Origin of the sequence: Ammonicoccus luteus, from assembly GCF_050880385.1 — a bacterium.
Taxonomy (GTDB): Bacteria; Actinomycetota; Actinomycetes; order Propionibacteriales; family Propionibacteriaceae; genus Enemella.
This window is the reverse complement of sequence record NZ_JBNZCI010000001.1, coordinates 106,973-122,344: the sequence shown is the minus strand read 5'-3', so window position 1 is coordinate 122,344 and position 15,372 is coordinate 106,973. Positions and strand designations below refer to the sequence as shown.

Below are 15,372 nucleotides of genomic sequence, written 5' to 3'. Positions count from 1 at the left end.
GCACCGACACCCGCACAGCAGCCCCGGCAACGGTGGATGCAGGCCGGCGGGGCGTACTCCTCAAGCGCGAGCGACCACCCGACCGCTGATGCTGCGCGGGGTCAGGCGGATGACCCAGTCACGTCCGCCGGGCGCCCACGGCTCCGGCAGAAGATCGTGCCAACTGACGATCTCCTCCGGTGACGTGACCCGCGTGGTGGTCGCGCTCATCAGCACGCTCCACCCGGTGGCGGTCTCGACATCGAACTCATCGATCTGGAAGGCGACGTCCGTCGGTGTCGCCAGTTCCGCCAGCGCGCTGCCGGCAGCCGTGCGGAAGGCGATGAGGCCGTCGCTCCACGCGTACGCGACCGGCAGGATCACCGGCCCTTTCGCCGCTTCCCAGGCGACGCGTCCGATCTGGTGCGTGCGCAGAAGGGCCATGACCTCCGACTCGGGAAGCGCCTCGAACCGACCCGGCATGCCTCCTGGGTTCTCCACAGGACCTCCAACGAACTAGTTGATCAGCTTTCGAACGTGGTCCGTCCACGCAGACGGCTCGCGAGCTCGTCATCGATCCCGTCCGCCACCTCGCTCATCATCCGCACCGCTTGCAGGAGATGCGCCGGCACGAACGGGTGCGCGAACACACTCAGGCTCACGAACACGCGGTCCCGGATCAGCTGGAACTTGATGAACCGCACCTCGGTGTTGAGGTCGGACAGGATCTCCATCGCCCGTGACCGGCCCTCGACCTCGTGCACCAGTGGCGCGAACACGATGATCTCCCGGTGATCGGCCGAGACGCGAATGAACAGCATCGTCGATCCGACGCGGATCGTCAGGTCTCCCTCGGAGTCCCTGGGTGGCCGATGACCGAACATCTCGGCCAGTTCCGCCTCGATCATGTCCTCGAGGTGCTCAGGGTTGACGGGCACGACCGCGGTCACGTCCTCGGCATCGAACTCGGACTGACCGATGAGTGGTTTGGGGTCCGGCTGCAGAATCTCGGCAAGTTGGTCCGGCGCCAGGAAGACGGGATGCTGGATGCCATAGATATCGCGGAGGGCGACAACAGCCAGGCGCGCGAGCGTGTCCGATTCCTCCTGCGGCAGCTCGATCCAAAAGTTCGGGGTCGGCCGGTCACCTTCCGACACCGGAGACTTCCAGCCCTGTTCGTCGAACGCCTCGAGCTGGGGCGGGAGCAGTTGATAGTGCTCGCCGAGAACCCCGTTGCTGGCGGCCTCGGCACGCACGAGACCCCTGTTTGCCGCGGAGAAACGGACGAACGGCACCGTTTCGGTCGTCGTGACGGCCACCGATCCGATCGTCAGATCCTGGGTATCGTCCATCACGGAGACCACCTCGGACAGGCGCTCCTCGAAGTTGCGCCAGGCCTGCTCCGTGCTGCGGTCCAGGTCGAAGTCGTCGTATTCGGGCACCCCGTGGTCCTGTTCTTTCGTGTCCGGCCGTGCTCCTGTGAACCTAGTCCCCCAGCCCATGGGAGTCCAAGCGCTTTCGCTGGGCGGCCGGCCGCGGATTTGGGAGGATTTCAGGGAGGTACGCTGACCGCGTCGATCGGCCCAGCGGTTGGCGTTCCCTAGTTGCAGCCGTCCGATGGCCCGGGGACGACCTACGGTTATCGAGCGACCGCGCCACGTTGGAAGGAGCGCCATGAGCCAGCCCCCCGGATTCGGAGGATCATCCCCATGGCCGCAGGGCCAAGGGCCCGCTGGACCGCACGGACCAAGTGGGTCGGGTGGGTCGGGTGGGTCGCACGGCCCGGGCGGAGCCGGTGGCCCGGGTGGGTTTGGCGGCCACCAAGGGCAGGGTGGGCCACAGCACCCGGCCGGTCAGTCCTGGGGCGGGCCCGGCGGCCCGAGCGGGCCGACGCCCCCGCCCGGGCCGGGCGGTCCCGGGGGCCAAGGTTTCGACCCGGAAGCCACCACCAAACGCTTCCCGGCGGCCCCGCCTCCCGGAGGTCCCCAATTCGCCGGCGGTGGCGCACTGCCGCCCGCGCGAGAGCCGCGCAACACCAAGAAGATCGCTTTGATCGTCGGCGCGGCAGTGCTCGCACTCGCGCTGATCGTCGTGGGTGCCGTGCTGTTCCGGAACCACCAGCAGCAGGTCGCTGCCGAGCGTGCGGCCGAAGAGGCTCGCATCGCCGAAGAACAGCGCAAGGCGGAGGAAACCCGTCAGGTCGCAGCCGCCGGCTCCACCGCCGAGGGGTTCCTGCAGGCGCTCAGCGAGTCCGACGCGGAGAAGGCGCTCGCTTATGCCGCCAGCCCGCCCGAGGGCAACAATGACCTGCTCAGCCGGGACGTGCTGTTCGAGGCGAACAAGCGGGCCGCGATGACCGGAGCAGCTGTCAACGAGACCGTGCTCAACGAGGAAACCCCAGGTGTTTGGAACACCGGCACTGCCAAGGTCACCTATTCCATCGGGGAGCAGCCGCAGACGGTCGATCTGCCGCTCCGCAAGGTCGACAACGAATGGAAGATCGACCAGGTCTCGGCACCGGTCAAGCTCGGACTCAATGGGCCGGAACGTCTCGTGAACGGCGTGACCGTGGGGCCGGGTGCGTACAACCTGTTTCCCGGCTCCTATTCCGTGACCTCGACGAACCCACTGGTCGGGCTCGATCGCACGGAGTTCGTGCTCAGTTCGCCCACCGCGACCGACACCGACTGGGAACCGGAGCCAGTCCTGAGCGACGAAGGCCGCGACCGGAGCATCGAGGCCGGCAAGCGACTGATCGACGAGTGCATGAAGTCCAGGGAGCTGGCGCCCCCCAACTGCCCGTTCATTCTGTGGCGCGAGGAAGGGCTGACGATCGACACGTCGACGATCCGGTACACGCTCAAGAACGATCCGTGGCAGGACGTCGAGTTCCGGTTCAACGGGGCCACGATGACGGCGTCGGCGACAGTGCAGGTGGCCAACGAGATCCGGGCGTCCGCGACCCAGAACGGTCGGCGCGGCACCTTGGTCCCCCAGACCCAGACCAATCCGGCCGGCGTCGTGGTCAAGCTCGGCTCGGGCAACCCGGAGGCCAGCTTCACGTGACGTTGCCACGCCTGGTCGCCACCGATCTCGACGGGACGCTGCTGCGGCCGGACACGACCGTCGGCGCGCGCACCAGGCGGGCGCTCGACCGGGTGCGGGCCGCCGGCGTGCTCGTCGTGCCCGTCACGGCCCGCTCCCCCATCGGCTTGGTCGGCATTGCCGAGCCGGCCGGCTTCGACTCGTGGGGCGTGTGCGCCAACGGTGCGTACGCCTGGCATTTCGGCGAGAGCCGCGCCCTGTTCAGCGTGGCCATCGAGACCGAGGTGGTCCGCGAGTTGCTCACCGGGCTGCGTGCCGCGGTCCCGTCGGCTCGTTTCGCCGTAGTGCGGAACTACGGATGGGATTTCGTGGCCGAGGAGGGGTACGCGGCGTTGTCCGTCCATCGCGACCACTCCATCCAGCCGCGGGTGATGCGCCGCGGGACGCTCGTCGACCTGGCCGCGGAACCGTGCCTCAAGATTGTGGTCAGGTCGAGCGAGCACACGCCGGCAGAGCTGTTCGACGCGGTCGCGGGGCTGGGGATCGAAGGCTGTACGCCGACCCTGTCGGGCGCACCCTTCCTCGAGGTAGCTGCCGCAGGAGTGAGCAAGGCCACCGGGCTGGCGCGACTGTGCGAGCTGTTGAAGATCGCCGACGGTGATGTGGTGGCGTTCGGAGACGCCCGCAATGATGTGGAGATGCTCACCTGGGCAGGTCACGGAGTGGCGATGGGCAATGCGATGCCTGAGGCGCAGGTGGCTGCCGACGAGATCCTGCCCGCCACCAACGCCGACGAGGCTGTGGCGGACTGGCTCGAGGGGCTGCTTGCCGGCGTACCTCCGGCGCAATCCACCTCCTGAAGCCCCGGCTGCCACCTGCCCTGAGCCCGTGGTCGCGACAACCTCAACCTATCCGGCATGCCCGGGCCGGCATGGACCGAGACGATGCGCATTGCCGTCATGAGCGACACCGGCAGGTCCGTGCGCGGGAATCGCCCGGCTCGGCGGTGACGCCTGGACGGCCAGCCCCCGGGCACTGCTCAGAGGTTCTGTGAGGCCTCCTCCTGTGTGAGCAGTGCGGTCAGTGCCCGACGATGGCGACGGTACGCCGCCCGCCCGTTCTTGGTGATCGTGAAGCTGGTGCTGCTGCCCCGGCCGCGGCCGGACTTGTGGATGGTCACATAGCCTGCTGCCTGCAGCGTCGACATCTGTTTCGACAGGTCGGAGTCGGAGAGGTGCAGGTGGTCCCGCAGGAACGAGAAGTCGGCGCCCTCGGACGCATCCAGCAGGGCCATCGCGGCAAGCCTCTTGGGCGGGTGGATCACGGGGTCGAACTCCTCGAGTGGGCTCGTCATGCGAGCCGCTTCCGGACCTTTTCCGCTGCTCGCGGATAGATCACGCGTTCATAGAGGGTGATGAGGACGAAGATCGTGACGAAAACCACCACGAGGCCGGCCGGCCACCCCAGGAGGATCCACGCGAGAGCGGTCAGCAGCGCCACGATCGCGAAGCCCGCCAGGCACGTGAGATAGGCCCTTCTGATCTCCGGCGGCGCCGCCCCCATCCGTGGCCAGGTGCCCCACTGCCGCCGATACCAGGACGCGAACCCGAGGACCGCAGCCAGCGCAATGCCGAGCGTCAGCCAGCCCACCCAGGACTCGAACTCGAAGAAGAGCGCGGCGCTCACTCCGATCAGGGTGAAGATGACGGCAATAAACGCTGGATACCAGATCGGGACCCGCGGATAGTCGATGAAGGGGGCCGCTGCTGCACGCTCGGCCCCAAGGAGCGTTTGCCGACTGCTTTCCATGACGGAAAGTTTACCGAAATGCTTTCCAGTTTCGCAAGTGTCAACCGTGTTGGAAGGGAACACCAACGCCCGCCGACCCCGAAATGGGACCGGCGGGCGCCGAAGCGTGCACGATCAGCTGCAGCCGCTCGTTGCGCCGCAGCCCTCACACACATAGCAGGAGCCGCTGGGACGCATCTTGGTGCCGCAGGTGAAGCAGAGCGGCGCGTCAACGGTGCTGCCGGTGAGGGACTCCATAAGCTCCGCCGACGTATGCGCCTCCGCCGGCGCCGGCTTGATCAGGTTGATCTCCTTGATCGCTGCTGGCGCCGAGTTCTTGCCAGGCCGATCCGTGTCGACCTCGTCACCCGCGTCATTCTTCAGCGACTCGGACTCGATCTCCTCGACCTCGTCCGCGACATAGGACCCGGTCTCCACATAGCGGGCGCGTTCGGCGGCCGTATAGATGCCGAGCTCCGAACGCTCGTCGAACGACAGATAGTCGAGCGCAAGACGGCGGAAAACATAGTCGATGATCGACTGCGCCATCCGGATATCCGGGTCGTCGGTCATGCCGGCCGGCTCGAACTTCATGTTGGTGAACTTCTGGACGTAGGTGTCGAGGGGCACGCCGTACTGCAGCGCGATGGACACCGCGATCGAGAAGGCGTCCATGACGCCCGCCAGGGTCGAACCCTGCTTGCCGAGCTTCAGGAAGACTTCGCCCAGACCGTCGTCGGGATAGGACCCGGACGTGAGGTAGCCCTCAGCGCCACCCACAGTGAACGACGTTGTCATCGAGGGACGCTTCTTGGGCAGTCGCTTGCGCCGCGGACGGTACTCCACCGCGGGAGCAGGGGCCGGCGCCTCCGCCTTCTCCTCCTTCTTCTTGGCATCCGACAGGGGCTGGCCGACCTTGCAATTGTCGCGATAGACCGCGAGCGCCTTGAGGCCGAGCTTCCAACCCTGCAGATAGACGTCCGCAATCTCCTCCACCGTCGCGCTCTCCGGCAGGTTCACCGTCTTCGAGATCGCACCGGAGAGGAACGGCTGCACGGCCGCCATCATGCGCACATGGCCCATCGGGCGGATGGCCCGCGCGCCCATAGCGGTATCGAACACCTCGTAGTGCTCGGTCCGAAGCCCTGGTGCGTCGATCACATGTCCGTGCTCGGCGATGTATTCCACGATCGCTTCCACCGTCTCCGCCGCATAGCCGAGTTTGGTGAGCGCGCGCGGGATCGTCTGATTGACGATCTGCATCGAGCCACCGCCGACGAGCTTCTTGAACTTGACCAGCGAGAAGTCCGGCTCGATGCCGGTGGTGTCGCAGTCCATCATGAAGCCGATGGTCCCGGTCGGAGCCAGCACCGACGCCTGGGCATTGCGGAACCCGTTGTTCGCCCCGAGCTTGACGACCTGGTCCCATTCCCTGGTCGCCAACTTGTGCACATCACCGTCGATGCCGGAAATCGTGCGCAGCGAGTCGTTGGCGGCCTGGTGCTTGCGCATGACGCGCTGATGGGCATCAGCGTTCCGGGCGTACCCGTTGTAGGGACCCACGATCGCGGCAAGCTCGGCTGACCGGCGATAGGAGGCGCCGGTCATGAGGGAGGTGATCGCTGCGGCGAACGAGCGACCGCCCTCGGAGTCATAGCCGTGTCCGGTCGCCATCAGCAGGGCGCCCAAGTTCGCGTACCCAATGCCCAACTGACGGTAGTTGCGCGTCGTCTCGCCGATGGCCTCGGTCGGGAAGTCCGCGAAACAGATCGAGATGTCCATCGCGGTAATGATCAACTCGACGGCCTTGGTGAACAGCTCGGCGTCGAAGCGGTCCTCCTCGGTCAGGAACTTCAGCAGGTTGAGGCTGGCGAGGTTGCAGGAGGAGTTGTCGAGCGACATGTACTCCGAGCAGGGGTTGGACGCAGTGATCCGACCGGTCTCAGGGTTGGTGTGCCAAGCATTGATGGTGTCGTCGTACTGCACCCCGGGGTCCGCGCACTCCCAGGCCGCCTTGGCGATCTTCTGGAACAGCTCGCGGGCATCGACGCGCTCCACGACCTGCCCGTCGGTGCGCGACGTCAGTGCGAAGTCGCCGCCGTCCTCCACCGCCCGCATGAACTCGTCCGAGACCCGCACCGAGTTGTTCGCGTTCTGGTATTGCACCGAGGTGATGTCCTTGCCGCCCAGATCCATGTCGAAACCGGCGTCGCGCAGCGCGCGGATCTTGTTCTCCTCTCGCGCCTTGGTCTCGATGAACTCCTCGATGTCGGGGTGGTCGACGTCGAGCACGACCATCTTCGCCGCACGACGGGTGGCGCCACCGGACTTGATCGTCCCGGCGGACGCATCGGCGCCGCGCATAAAGGAAACGGGACCGGAGGCGGTGCCACCGGAGGACAGCAACTCCTTGGACGAGCGGATGCGGGAGAGATTCAGGCCGGCGCCGGAGCCGCCCTTGAAGATGAAGCCCTCCTCCTTGTACCAGTTCAGGATCGAGTCCATCGAGTCGTCAACCGAGAGGATGAAGCACGCGCTCACCTGCTGCGGGCTCTTGGTGCCGACGTTGAACCAGACCGGGGAGTTGAAGCTGAAGACCTGATGCAACAGCATCCAGGTGAGCTCGTGCTCGAAGATCTCCGCGTCGGCCTCGGTGGCGAAGTAGCCGTGCTCCTGGCCCGCGGTGCGATAGGTCTTCACCACCCGGTCGATCAACTGCTTGAGGCCCTGTTCCCGGGCTTCGGTGCCGAGCGCGCCCCGGAAGTATTTCGTGGTGACGATCGTCGAGGCATTCATCGACCAGAAATCGGGGAACTCCACCCCGCGCTGCTCGAAGACGTTCTCGCCGGTCTTCCAGTTGGTCTGGACGATGTCGCGGCGTTCCCAGACCACCTCGTCATACGGGTGGACGCCGTCGGTGGTGAAAACGCGATCGATTGTCAGGCCGGTGCGGGCCTTGCCGGTCTTGCGACTGGAGCGCGCGGTCTCGGTCATTGCGTTCCTCTCGGAGATGGCGTCCTTGGACGCGGGGTGGGTTTGGTTGTCGGTGCGTCGCCTCAGTCGGCAACGGTGGCAGCCTGCTGCCGGAGCCGCGCGATCTCTGCTTCGAAATCGTCCACGGACTCGTATTGCTTGTAGACGCTCGCGAAGCGGAGATAGGCAACCTCGTCGAGAGCGCGCAGCGGGGTGAGGATGGCGACCCCAACCTCGCCGGCCGGAATCTCCGGCAGCCCCGAGGCGCGAAGGGCCTCCTCGACCTCCTGACCGAGCCGTGCGAGTTGCTCCTCGGTCACCGGGCGGCCTTTGCAGGCCTTGCGAACGCCGTTCACAACCTTGTCCCGGTTGAACTGCTCCACCACACCGGACCGCTTGACCACGACCATCTGCATCTGCTCGATCGTGGTGAAGCGACGCTCGCAGGCCGGACACTGACGACGTCGGCGAATGCCCGCACCCTCGTCGACCGAGCGCGAGTCCAGCACGCGGGAGTCGTTGTGTCGGCAGTAGGGACAGCGCATGTGCACTCACCTCCGGTGACGATTCGGCGACCCCACAGGCCCCGGCTGGGGATATCCCTGGGGACAAACCTGTGTGATCGGTGTGGACAGGCTGTGGACAAGAACCACAACCTGTGGATTAACAACAAGGTTGTAACTACTAGATATGGACACCCTAGGCGCCTCCCCCACAAGAGGCAAGTGCTTCGCTCGGGGCTCGGACACCGGCTTGCGCGTCCAACTTCGGTATGACAGGCTCCCCCGCCACGACACTCCCGCGACCGCGCCGCTTGGATCCTGGCGCGTCACACAAAGCTGGTCAGAGGACGTTGCGCAGGAGCATGAAGACGAGGCCGGGAGCCGCCAACAGCAGGACGATCCACGCCGGACGCCACGTGTCCAAGCGGCCGAGGAGGCCCGGCAGGCCAGCAGGCCGTTCGAGCGCGATCCGCAGCGCGGTCCAGACCCAGACTCCGGCCAGAACGGTTGCCAGCACAAGCACATAGGGGTTCCAGCCCCAGGCGGCAGCGACATCACCGCGCAAAAGGGCGCCGCCCATCCGCGAACCGCCACACAGCGGACACAGCCACCCTGTCACCGCCAGGAATGGACAAGGCGCCCCTTCCCCCGTGACCACATAGACCCCTCCGGCGACCGCACACGCGCCACCGAATAGAGACAGCCACCCCAGCCGGCGAACACCGTCCACCCCAGCTGACAGCGGACCCCCCGGGGTCACGGACTTCATCGGCGGCTGCATGAGGCCATTATCCGGGGCAACAGAGGTGACCCAAGCGCTCACCGAGACGCCGACTCCGCCACCGAGACCCCCGGGGTCACCGACGCTGCCGGTTCGGCGGTCACGCGCATTGCGGTCGCCCCCACGCACACGAGCGCTGTCACCATCAAGGCGACGATGACGCCCATCGCCACCGCGAGCCCCCGGTCCGTCAGCCGGAAACCGAGATCCAACACTGCCGGCGGCACTTCAGCAGATCCGCGACGAACTGCCCGGCCCACCTCCGGACCGCGCACACCCTCGGGTCGTCCTTGCCGGCCCGGCTGAACCATGCGCCCGGCCGGTGCAGTCCGGACGCGGCGGCGAGCAGCCTCCTGCGGGCGACCTCGCCGGCCGGGACGCACTGCAGCATCCGCCAACCGGACATCCATCAGAGCGCTCATAACCCCTCCTCGCGTTCGTCGAACATTTGTTCGAAGAACAGTCTTGCCTAGTAGTGATTCGAACACAACCCCTAATCGGAGCCTGCCCTCCGGGCCCGAACGACCCGACAGCAGGAAGCCCATCAGGCGGGTCCGACACTTTTGATCGAGGAAAGCGACACGCGGCCGTCACTTCGAACAAATGTTTCAATCGGGCAGGGAATCCGCGTATGTTTGGGCTCATGGCAGACAGCGAAAACACCCTTACCCCCCGTCGTCGCCGAGGGCGCCCCAGCAAAGCGGAAGTCGAGGCCCAGATCGTCGCCGCCGGGGGCACGGTGTCAGAACTGCCCGATGGCCCGCGGGACGCCCATGGGCTCACGCCGCGCCAACGTCACATCCTCCAGGTCATCAAGGATGCGGTGGAGACGCGGGGTTATCCGCCGAGCATCCGGGAGATGTGCGAACAGGTCGGCTTGGCCAGTTCGTCGTCGGTCTCCCACCAGTTGAAGGTTCTGGAGCACAAGGGTTTTCTGCGCCGCGACCCCAATCGCCCTCGCGCGCTGGAGGTCCTGCTGCCGGACGCGGCGCCCACTTCCGGTTCCGGCATTCGGTCGGGCGCGGCATCGACGAACGACGAGACCGGAATCGGCGACGCTTTCCCGGAGGCTGTCGCCGTGCCGGTTCTGGGCCGGATCGCGGCCGGCGGACCGATCTTGGCCGAGGAACGTGTGGAGGACGTGTTCCCGTTGCCGAGGCAACTGGTCGGTGAGGGCAACCTGTTCCTGCTGGAGGTGCGTGGTGACTCCATGATCGACGCTGCGGTGTGTGACGGGGACTGGGTCGTCATTCGACAGCAGCCGACCGCCGACAACGGCGACATGGTTGCCGCCCTGCTTGACAACGAGGCCACGGTCAAGACCTTCAAGAGGACCGGCTCGCAGGTGTGGCTGATGCCGCACAACTCTGCATACGATCCGATCGACGGCAACGACGCCACCATCCTGGGCAAAGTGGTTGCGGTGCTGCGTCGCGTCTGACGGGCGGGTGTCAGGTCTCCGCGCTCAGCCTGCGAAGTGCCTGGACAACGATCTCCGGATCGTTCGTCTGCCACATCGGAGGCATCCCCGCACGCAGGAACGAGCCATAGCGCGCAGTGCTGAGGCGGGGGTCGAGCACGGCGACGACGCCCCTGTCCGTGGCACGTCGGATAAGTCGTCCGGCTCCTTGGGCGAGGAGCAGTGCCGCATGACCCGCCGCTACTGCCATGAACCCATTGCCCCCTGCCTCGGCCACCGCACGCTGGCGCGCCTGCATCAGTGGGTCGTCCGGGCGCGGAAACGGGATCTTGTCGATGATCACCAGCCTGCATGTGTCACCCGGCACGTCGATCCCCTGCCACAGCGACATCGTCCCGAAGAGGCTCGTCTCCGGTTCGTCGATGAAGCGCCGTGTCAGTTCGGACAGTTGGGCATCTCCTTGGCACAGCACGGTGTGCTTCTTCAAGTTCTCCCGCACATGCCGCGCGGCGACCTCGGCCGAACGCGTGGAGGCGAACAGGCCGAGCGTCCGGCCACCAGCTGCCCACACCAACTCTGCGACCTCCGCCAGCACTGCGTCAGAGATTCCGTCGCGCCCGGGACGGGGCAGGCTCCTGCTGATGTAGAGAATCCCCTGCTTCGCATAGTGGAACGGTGACCCGACGTCGATGCCCCGCCAGGTGAGTTCCTCGTCCTCTGCCGGCGGCGCGGGAAGCTCCCTGCGCTCGTCACGCCGGAGACCCACTGAACCCGCAGCCGATTCGAAATCCCCGCCGATCCTCAGCGTCGCCGACGTCAGGATCGTCGTGACCTGATTCAGCACCTTCTCCCGCATCAGCCCGGCCACGCTGAGTGGCGCGACTCGAGCCTCCCGACCCATGCGATCTCGTTCGGCGACATAGATGACATCGAAGTCCCCGAGAGCCGCCATCCGCTCCGCCACGTCGAAGACTTCCTTGACCGCGGCCTGCGCTTGGCGCTCCTCGTTGTCCGCCTCCTTGCCGCCCATGGCGCTCACCACCTTGCGGGTGACGTCACGCACCTGCTCGAATGCCCGGACGACGGGGGCGTCTGGACCGGGCACCTGCTCCAGCGGTGCCGCGTCCAGCGCCTCGCGGAGCACGTCGCCCATCTCGAGGAATTCCAGGCCGAGCTCGTCCGACAGCCAAGGCAGCGATCGTTTGGCGATGCGTTCCACCTGCTGTGGCGACAACTCCGCGGACGCCGCCCCGGTGACCCGGGCGACCAACTCGTGGGCTTCGTCGATGATGACATGATCATGCTCAGGCAACGCCGTTCCGCCGTGCATGGCGTCGATCGCCAACAGGGCATGATTCGTCACCACGAGATCAGCGGCGCGCGCGACCTCGCGCGACTTCTCCACGAAGCACACCTCGCCATAGGGACACCGCTGGGCACCGACGCACTCGCGGACCGGGACCGACACCTGGGCCCATGCCTTGGCCGTATGGGACGGCGCATCATCCCGATCGGCCAGCCCATGGTCGTCCGCCTGGGTCTCCGCCCACTCTCGCAGCGCCACAACTTCAGCGCCCACAACCGAGTCGGCTGATTGGGCCGTGGCACGCATGGCTTCGACGACCTCCGTCGAGCCCAACAAAGTGTCTTGGTCCTCGACGGCCTGATCGCGGACCCGCAACAAGCACGCGTAGTTCGACCGGCCCTTCAGGATCGCCGTGCGGGGTCGCCGCCCGAGAACCTTCTCCACCGCGTCGAGTGCGCGGGGAATGTCGGTCTTGGCAAGTTGGGCCTGCAGCGCGAGAGTGGCGGTGGCCACCACGACACGCTCGGACGCGCCGGCAGCCCTCATCAGGGCCGGCGCAAGATAGCCGAGCGATTTGCCGGTGCCCGTGCCCGCCTGCACAAGCAGATGCTGTCCGGTGGCAAGCGCCTCTGCGACCGCGTCCGCCATCGCCACCTGACCGGGCCGCTCGCTCCCGCCGAGTTGCTCGACGGCATGGGCCAGAACGGCGCGATGGTCAGGGGTGGAAGTCACCGGGCAACCTTAGCCAACCGCGCCGACAGAGCCGCCCGGAAGAAGTCCGGCCGGCTCTGCCGGGTCGGTCAAGGTCGTTCCCAGGGCGGCTGCTCGCATAGCTGCCGCCGAGCCGGGGTCAGCCGTCGAGCGGCTGGCCCGTGCGGTCCCGCGTGAACGCCAGCGCCACCAGCGAGATGGCGCCGAAGGCAATGACGACCAAGCCGACAGGCAGTGTGCTGGCGTACGCCGCCACCAACGCCGTGGCAATCAACGGAAGCGGGCCGCCGAAGAGCGCGGCGCCGACCTGATAACCCAACGAGACACCCGTATAGCGAACGGCCGGTGGGAAACTCTCGGCGAAATAGGAACCGAGCGTCGCGCCGACCAGCGCCCAAATGCAGCTGAATCCGATGAAGATCGCCAAGAGAGCGAGCCACCAGTTGCCGGTCTTCAGCAACTCGAAATACGGGATGACGAAGGCCATCGCGAGAACGGTGCCGACCGTGTACACCTTCTTCCGGCCGACGCGGTCCGAAATAGCGCCGGCAGCCAGCATGATCGGAATCGTCACGACCGCCGCGATCAACACCGCATTGAGGGCTTCAAGTCGCTCATATCCGATGCTGACCATGAAGGAGATTGTGTAGGTCGCGAACAGGAAGAACGTCGCCGTTTCGATGGCCTTGGCGCCAATGACGATGAACACTTCTCGCCAGTTCTTCCGGAACACCGCGGCGATCGGCAACTTTTCCTGTGTGCGTTCGGCCTGGACCTTCTTGAACGACGGTGTTTCGCCCACCGCCTTCCGGATCCATAGGCCAAGCAGCACCAGGGCGGCAGAAATCAGGAACGGAATGCGCCAGCCGAACGACAGGAAGTCTTCCTCGGAGAAGACGGCCAGACTTCCGGTCACCGCCAAGTTGCCCAAGGCAAGGCCTGCGAGCGCTCCGGTCTGGGGGATGGCTCCATAGAAGCCGCGGCGATGGCTCGGGGAATATTCGACTGCCAGCAACAGGCCACCGCCCCATTCGCCGCCGAGGGCGAGACCCTGGATGAGCCGAAGGACGGTGAGCAGGATCGGCGCTGCGATCCCGATGCTCGCGTAGGTCGGCAACAAGCCCATGGCGATCGTCGCCAATCCCATCAACGACAGCGTGATGATGAGGGTGATCTTCCGGCCGATCCGGTCGCCCATGTGCGAGAACAAGATGCCGCCGACCGGCCGGACCAAGAAGGCCAGCGCGAATGACGTCAAGGACAGAATCTGACTGATGACGGGATCGTCCGACGGGAAGAACAACGGCCCGAAGACGATCGCGGCCATGGTGCCGTAAAGGAAGTAGTCATACCACTCGATAACGCTGCCGACAGCGCTGGCGATAAGGGCGCGATATCTCTCGCCCTTGGGAATCAGATGAGACTTGTCGAGGGGCTCAGTGGTAGGTGAAGCCATAGCAATGCTCTTTTCCGGGGGCAATATGAGCAGGTTGGGAGAAAGGCTCCAGTCGAACTGGAATTCACTGATCGCGGGCCCGAGCTCGATCAGGCACATCCCGAAAGCGCATCATCGCACTTTCAGGTATTGCATTAATTCATGGGACCATAACGCAACTGCTGACAGCATGACAGCAACGACCTCGCACTGTCCATGGCATTGGCTTCGACAATGCTGCGCTGAGGCGGGTCACGACTCGTTGCGGCTGCGCGCGGCGGCCGCTGATCGACTCCGGACAGTGGGTGTGGCGGACTCTGCGGATCGAAGGGGTCGCGCCGGCTGGGTAGCGGCGGTCAGGGCGCTGCGTTGGCTGAACGGCACGACTTCAGGGCGGCAGGAGCCGATTTCACGCGCTGGGGCTCGATTGTCGGACCGGAATGGCAAGATGCGGCTTAGAGCAATGAACCAAGGAGTCGACGATGACCATCCTGACTGGAACCGACCGCACCCTGGCCCAGGCAATCAGTCCGGATGAGGGCCGCTTGACCGTCCACTGTGCCGACCGACCCGGCGTGGTGGCGGCCGTCGCCACCTTCCTGGCTGAGCGCAACGCCAACATCATCGAGTCGGACCAGACCACCACCGATCCCGAAGGCGGCCCGATCTTCCTGCGGATCGTGTTCCGCATGCCCAATCTCACCGCCATCATCGACGAGGTGCGCGAACAGTTCGCGTTGACCGTCGTCGACCCGTTCGATGTCGACGACTGGCAGATCACCCAGTCGGCGGTGCCGAAACGAGTCGCCGTCATGGTGTCGAAATATGACCACTGCCTGATGGAGTTGCTGTGGCGGTGGCGCCGTGGCGAACTGCCGATCAACATCGGTCTGGTCATCTCCAACCACGCCGACCTCGGGCCCGCCGTCCGCTCGTTCGGCCTGTCCTTCGTCCACATCCCCGTCACCAAGGAGAACAAGGAGGCAGCGGAGGCCGAGCAGTTGCGTCTCCTCAAGGACAACTTCGACGTTGTGGTCATGGCCCGCTATATGCAAATCCTGTCCACTACGTTCCTGCGGGACGTCGGCTGCCCGGTCATCAACATCCACCACAGCTTCCTGCCCGCGTTCATCGGCGCCTCGCCCTATGCTCAGGCGCACGCGCGCGGCGTGAAGCTGATCGGCGCGACGGCGCACTATGCGACCGAGGACCTCGACGAGGGGCCGATCATCGAGCAGGATGTCGCCCGCGTCTCCCACGACGACACCGTCGCGACGCTGCGCAGGCGGGGTGCTGACATCGAACGGGCGGTGTTCGTCCGGGCCGTGCAATGGCACTGCGAGGACCGAGTGCTCCGGCGGGGCAACACCACGGTGGTCTTTGCCTGACCGCAGTGGTCAGATTGCCACGCACCCCGCTCCGAACTCGACC

General features: G+C 66.0%; 14 protein-coding genes. 4 read left to right on the top strand and 10 right to left on the bottom strand.

Annotated elements, in window-relative coordinates:
- Positions 1–60: 60 nt before the first annotated feature.
- A complete protein-coding gene (locus ACQ260_RS00565) occupies positions 61–480 on the bottom strand; it encodes a pyridoxamine 5'-phosphate oxidase family protein (protein ID WP_432557449.1) in 420 nt (139 codons plus the stop codon).
- Between the two features lie 23 nt (positions 481–503).
- Complete coding sequence (locus ACQ260_RS00560) at positions 504–1,421, bottom strand: T3SS (YopN, CesT) and YbjN peptide-binding chaperone 1 (RefSeq protein WP_432557448.1); 918 nt, start codon at positions 1,419–1,421, stop codon at positions 504–506.
- 607 nt (positions 1,422–2,028) lie between these two features.
- Here ACQ260_RS00560 and ACQ260_RS00555 point away from each other — a divergent pair.
- Entirely contained in the window at positions 2,029–3,045 is a 1,017-nt protein-coding gene (locus ACQ260_RS00555) for a hypothetical protein (protein ID WP_432557447.1), read from the top strand.
- Positions 3,042–3,884: an HAD family hydrolase gene (locus ACQ260_RS00550; RefSeq protein WP_432557446.1), complete on the top strand. Its 843-nt coding sequence runs from the start codon at positions 3,042–3,044 to the stop codon at positions 3,882–3,884. Before ACQ260_RS00555 ends, ACQ260_RS00550 begins: the two co-directional genes overlap by 4 nt.
- A 179-nt stretch (positions 3,885–4,063) precedes the next feature.
- Here ACQ260_RS00550 and ACQ260_RS00545 read toward each other — a convergent pair whose 3' ends face one another.
- From ACQ260_RS00545 to ACQ260_RS00520, 6 genes are all read right to left on the bottom strand, one after another.
- Positions 4,064–4,378: a transcriptional regulator gene (locus ACQ260_RS00545; RefSeq protein ID WP_432557445.1), complete on the bottom strand. Its 315-nt coding sequence runs from the start codon at positions 4,376–4,378 to the stop codon at positions 4,064–4,066.
- Entirely contained in the window at positions 4,375–4,833 is a 459-nt protein-coding gene (locus tag ACQ260_RS00540; RefSeq protein ID WP_432557444.1) for a hypothetical protein, read from the bottom strand. The genes ACQ260_RS00545 and ACQ260_RS00540 overlap by 4 nt, the downstream gene beginning before the upstream one ends.
- Before the next feature lie 114 nt (positions 4,834–4,947).
- Positions 4,948–7,806, bottom strand: coding sequence for a vitamin B12-dependent ribonucleotide reductase (locus ACQ260_RS00535; protein WP_432557443.1), 2,859 nt, complete (start codon positions 7,804–7,806; stop codon positions 4,948–4,950).
- 62 nt (positions 7,807–7,868) lie between these two features.
- Positions 7,869–8,330 (bottom strand): transcriptional regulator NrdR, encoded by a 462-nt coding sequence (gene nrdR / locus ACQ260_RS00530; RefSeq protein ID WP_432557442.1) that lies wholly within the window; start codon positions 8,328–8,330, stop codon positions 7,869–7,871.
- A gap of 298 nt (positions 8,331–8,628) precedes the next feature.
- Positions 8,629–9,057 (bottom strand): DUF2752 domain-containing protein, encoded by a 429-nt coding sequence (locus ACQ260_RS00525; RefSeq protein WP_432557441.1) that lies wholly within the window; start codon positions 9,055–9,057, stop codon positions 8,629–8,631.
- Between the two features lie 50 nt (positions 9,058–9,107).
- Complete coding sequence (locus ACQ260_RS00520) at positions 9,108–9,491, bottom strand: hypothetical protein (protein ID WP_432557440.1); 384 nt, start codon at positions 9,489–9,491, stop codon at positions 9,108–9,110.
- Positions 9,492–9,712: 221 nt separating this feature from the next.
- Here ACQ260_RS00520 and lexA point away from each other — a divergent pair, with 221 nt between their 5' ends.
- Positions 9,713–10,510, top strand: a complete 798-nt coding sequence (gene lexA, locus ACQ260_RS00515; protein WP_432557439.1) for a transcriptional repressor LexA — start codon at positions 9,713–9,715, stop codon at positions 10,508–10,510.
- A 10-nt stretch (positions 10,511–10,520) separates the two neighbouring features.
- Here the strand turns inward: lexA and ACQ260_RS00510 are convergent, their stop codons facing one another.
- Together ACQ260_RS00510 and ACQ260_RS00505 are read right to left on the bottom strand one after the other, a co-directional pair.
- Positions 10,521–12,443: an ATP-dependent DNA helicase gene (locus ACQ260_RS00510; RefSeq protein ID WP_432558339.1), complete on the bottom strand. Its 1,923-nt coding sequence runs from the start codon at positions 12,441–12,443 to the stop codon at positions 10,521–10,523.
- 202 nt (positions 12,444–12,645) lie between these two features.
- Complete coding sequence (locus tag ACQ260_RS00505) at positions 12,646–13,962, bottom strand: MFS transporter (protein WP_432557438.1); 1,317 nt, start codon at positions 13,960–13,962, stop codon at positions 12,646–12,648.
- Positions 13,963–14,423: 461 nt separating this feature from the next.
- Between ACQ260_RS00505 and purU the strand changes: the two genes are divergently transcribed.
- Entirely contained in the window at positions 14,424–15,329 is a 906-nt protein-coding gene (gene purU, locus ACQ260_RS00500) for a formyltetrahydrofolate deformylase (protein WP_432557437.1), read from the top strand.
- The last annotated feature ends 43 nt before the right edge of the window (positions 15,330–15,372 follow it).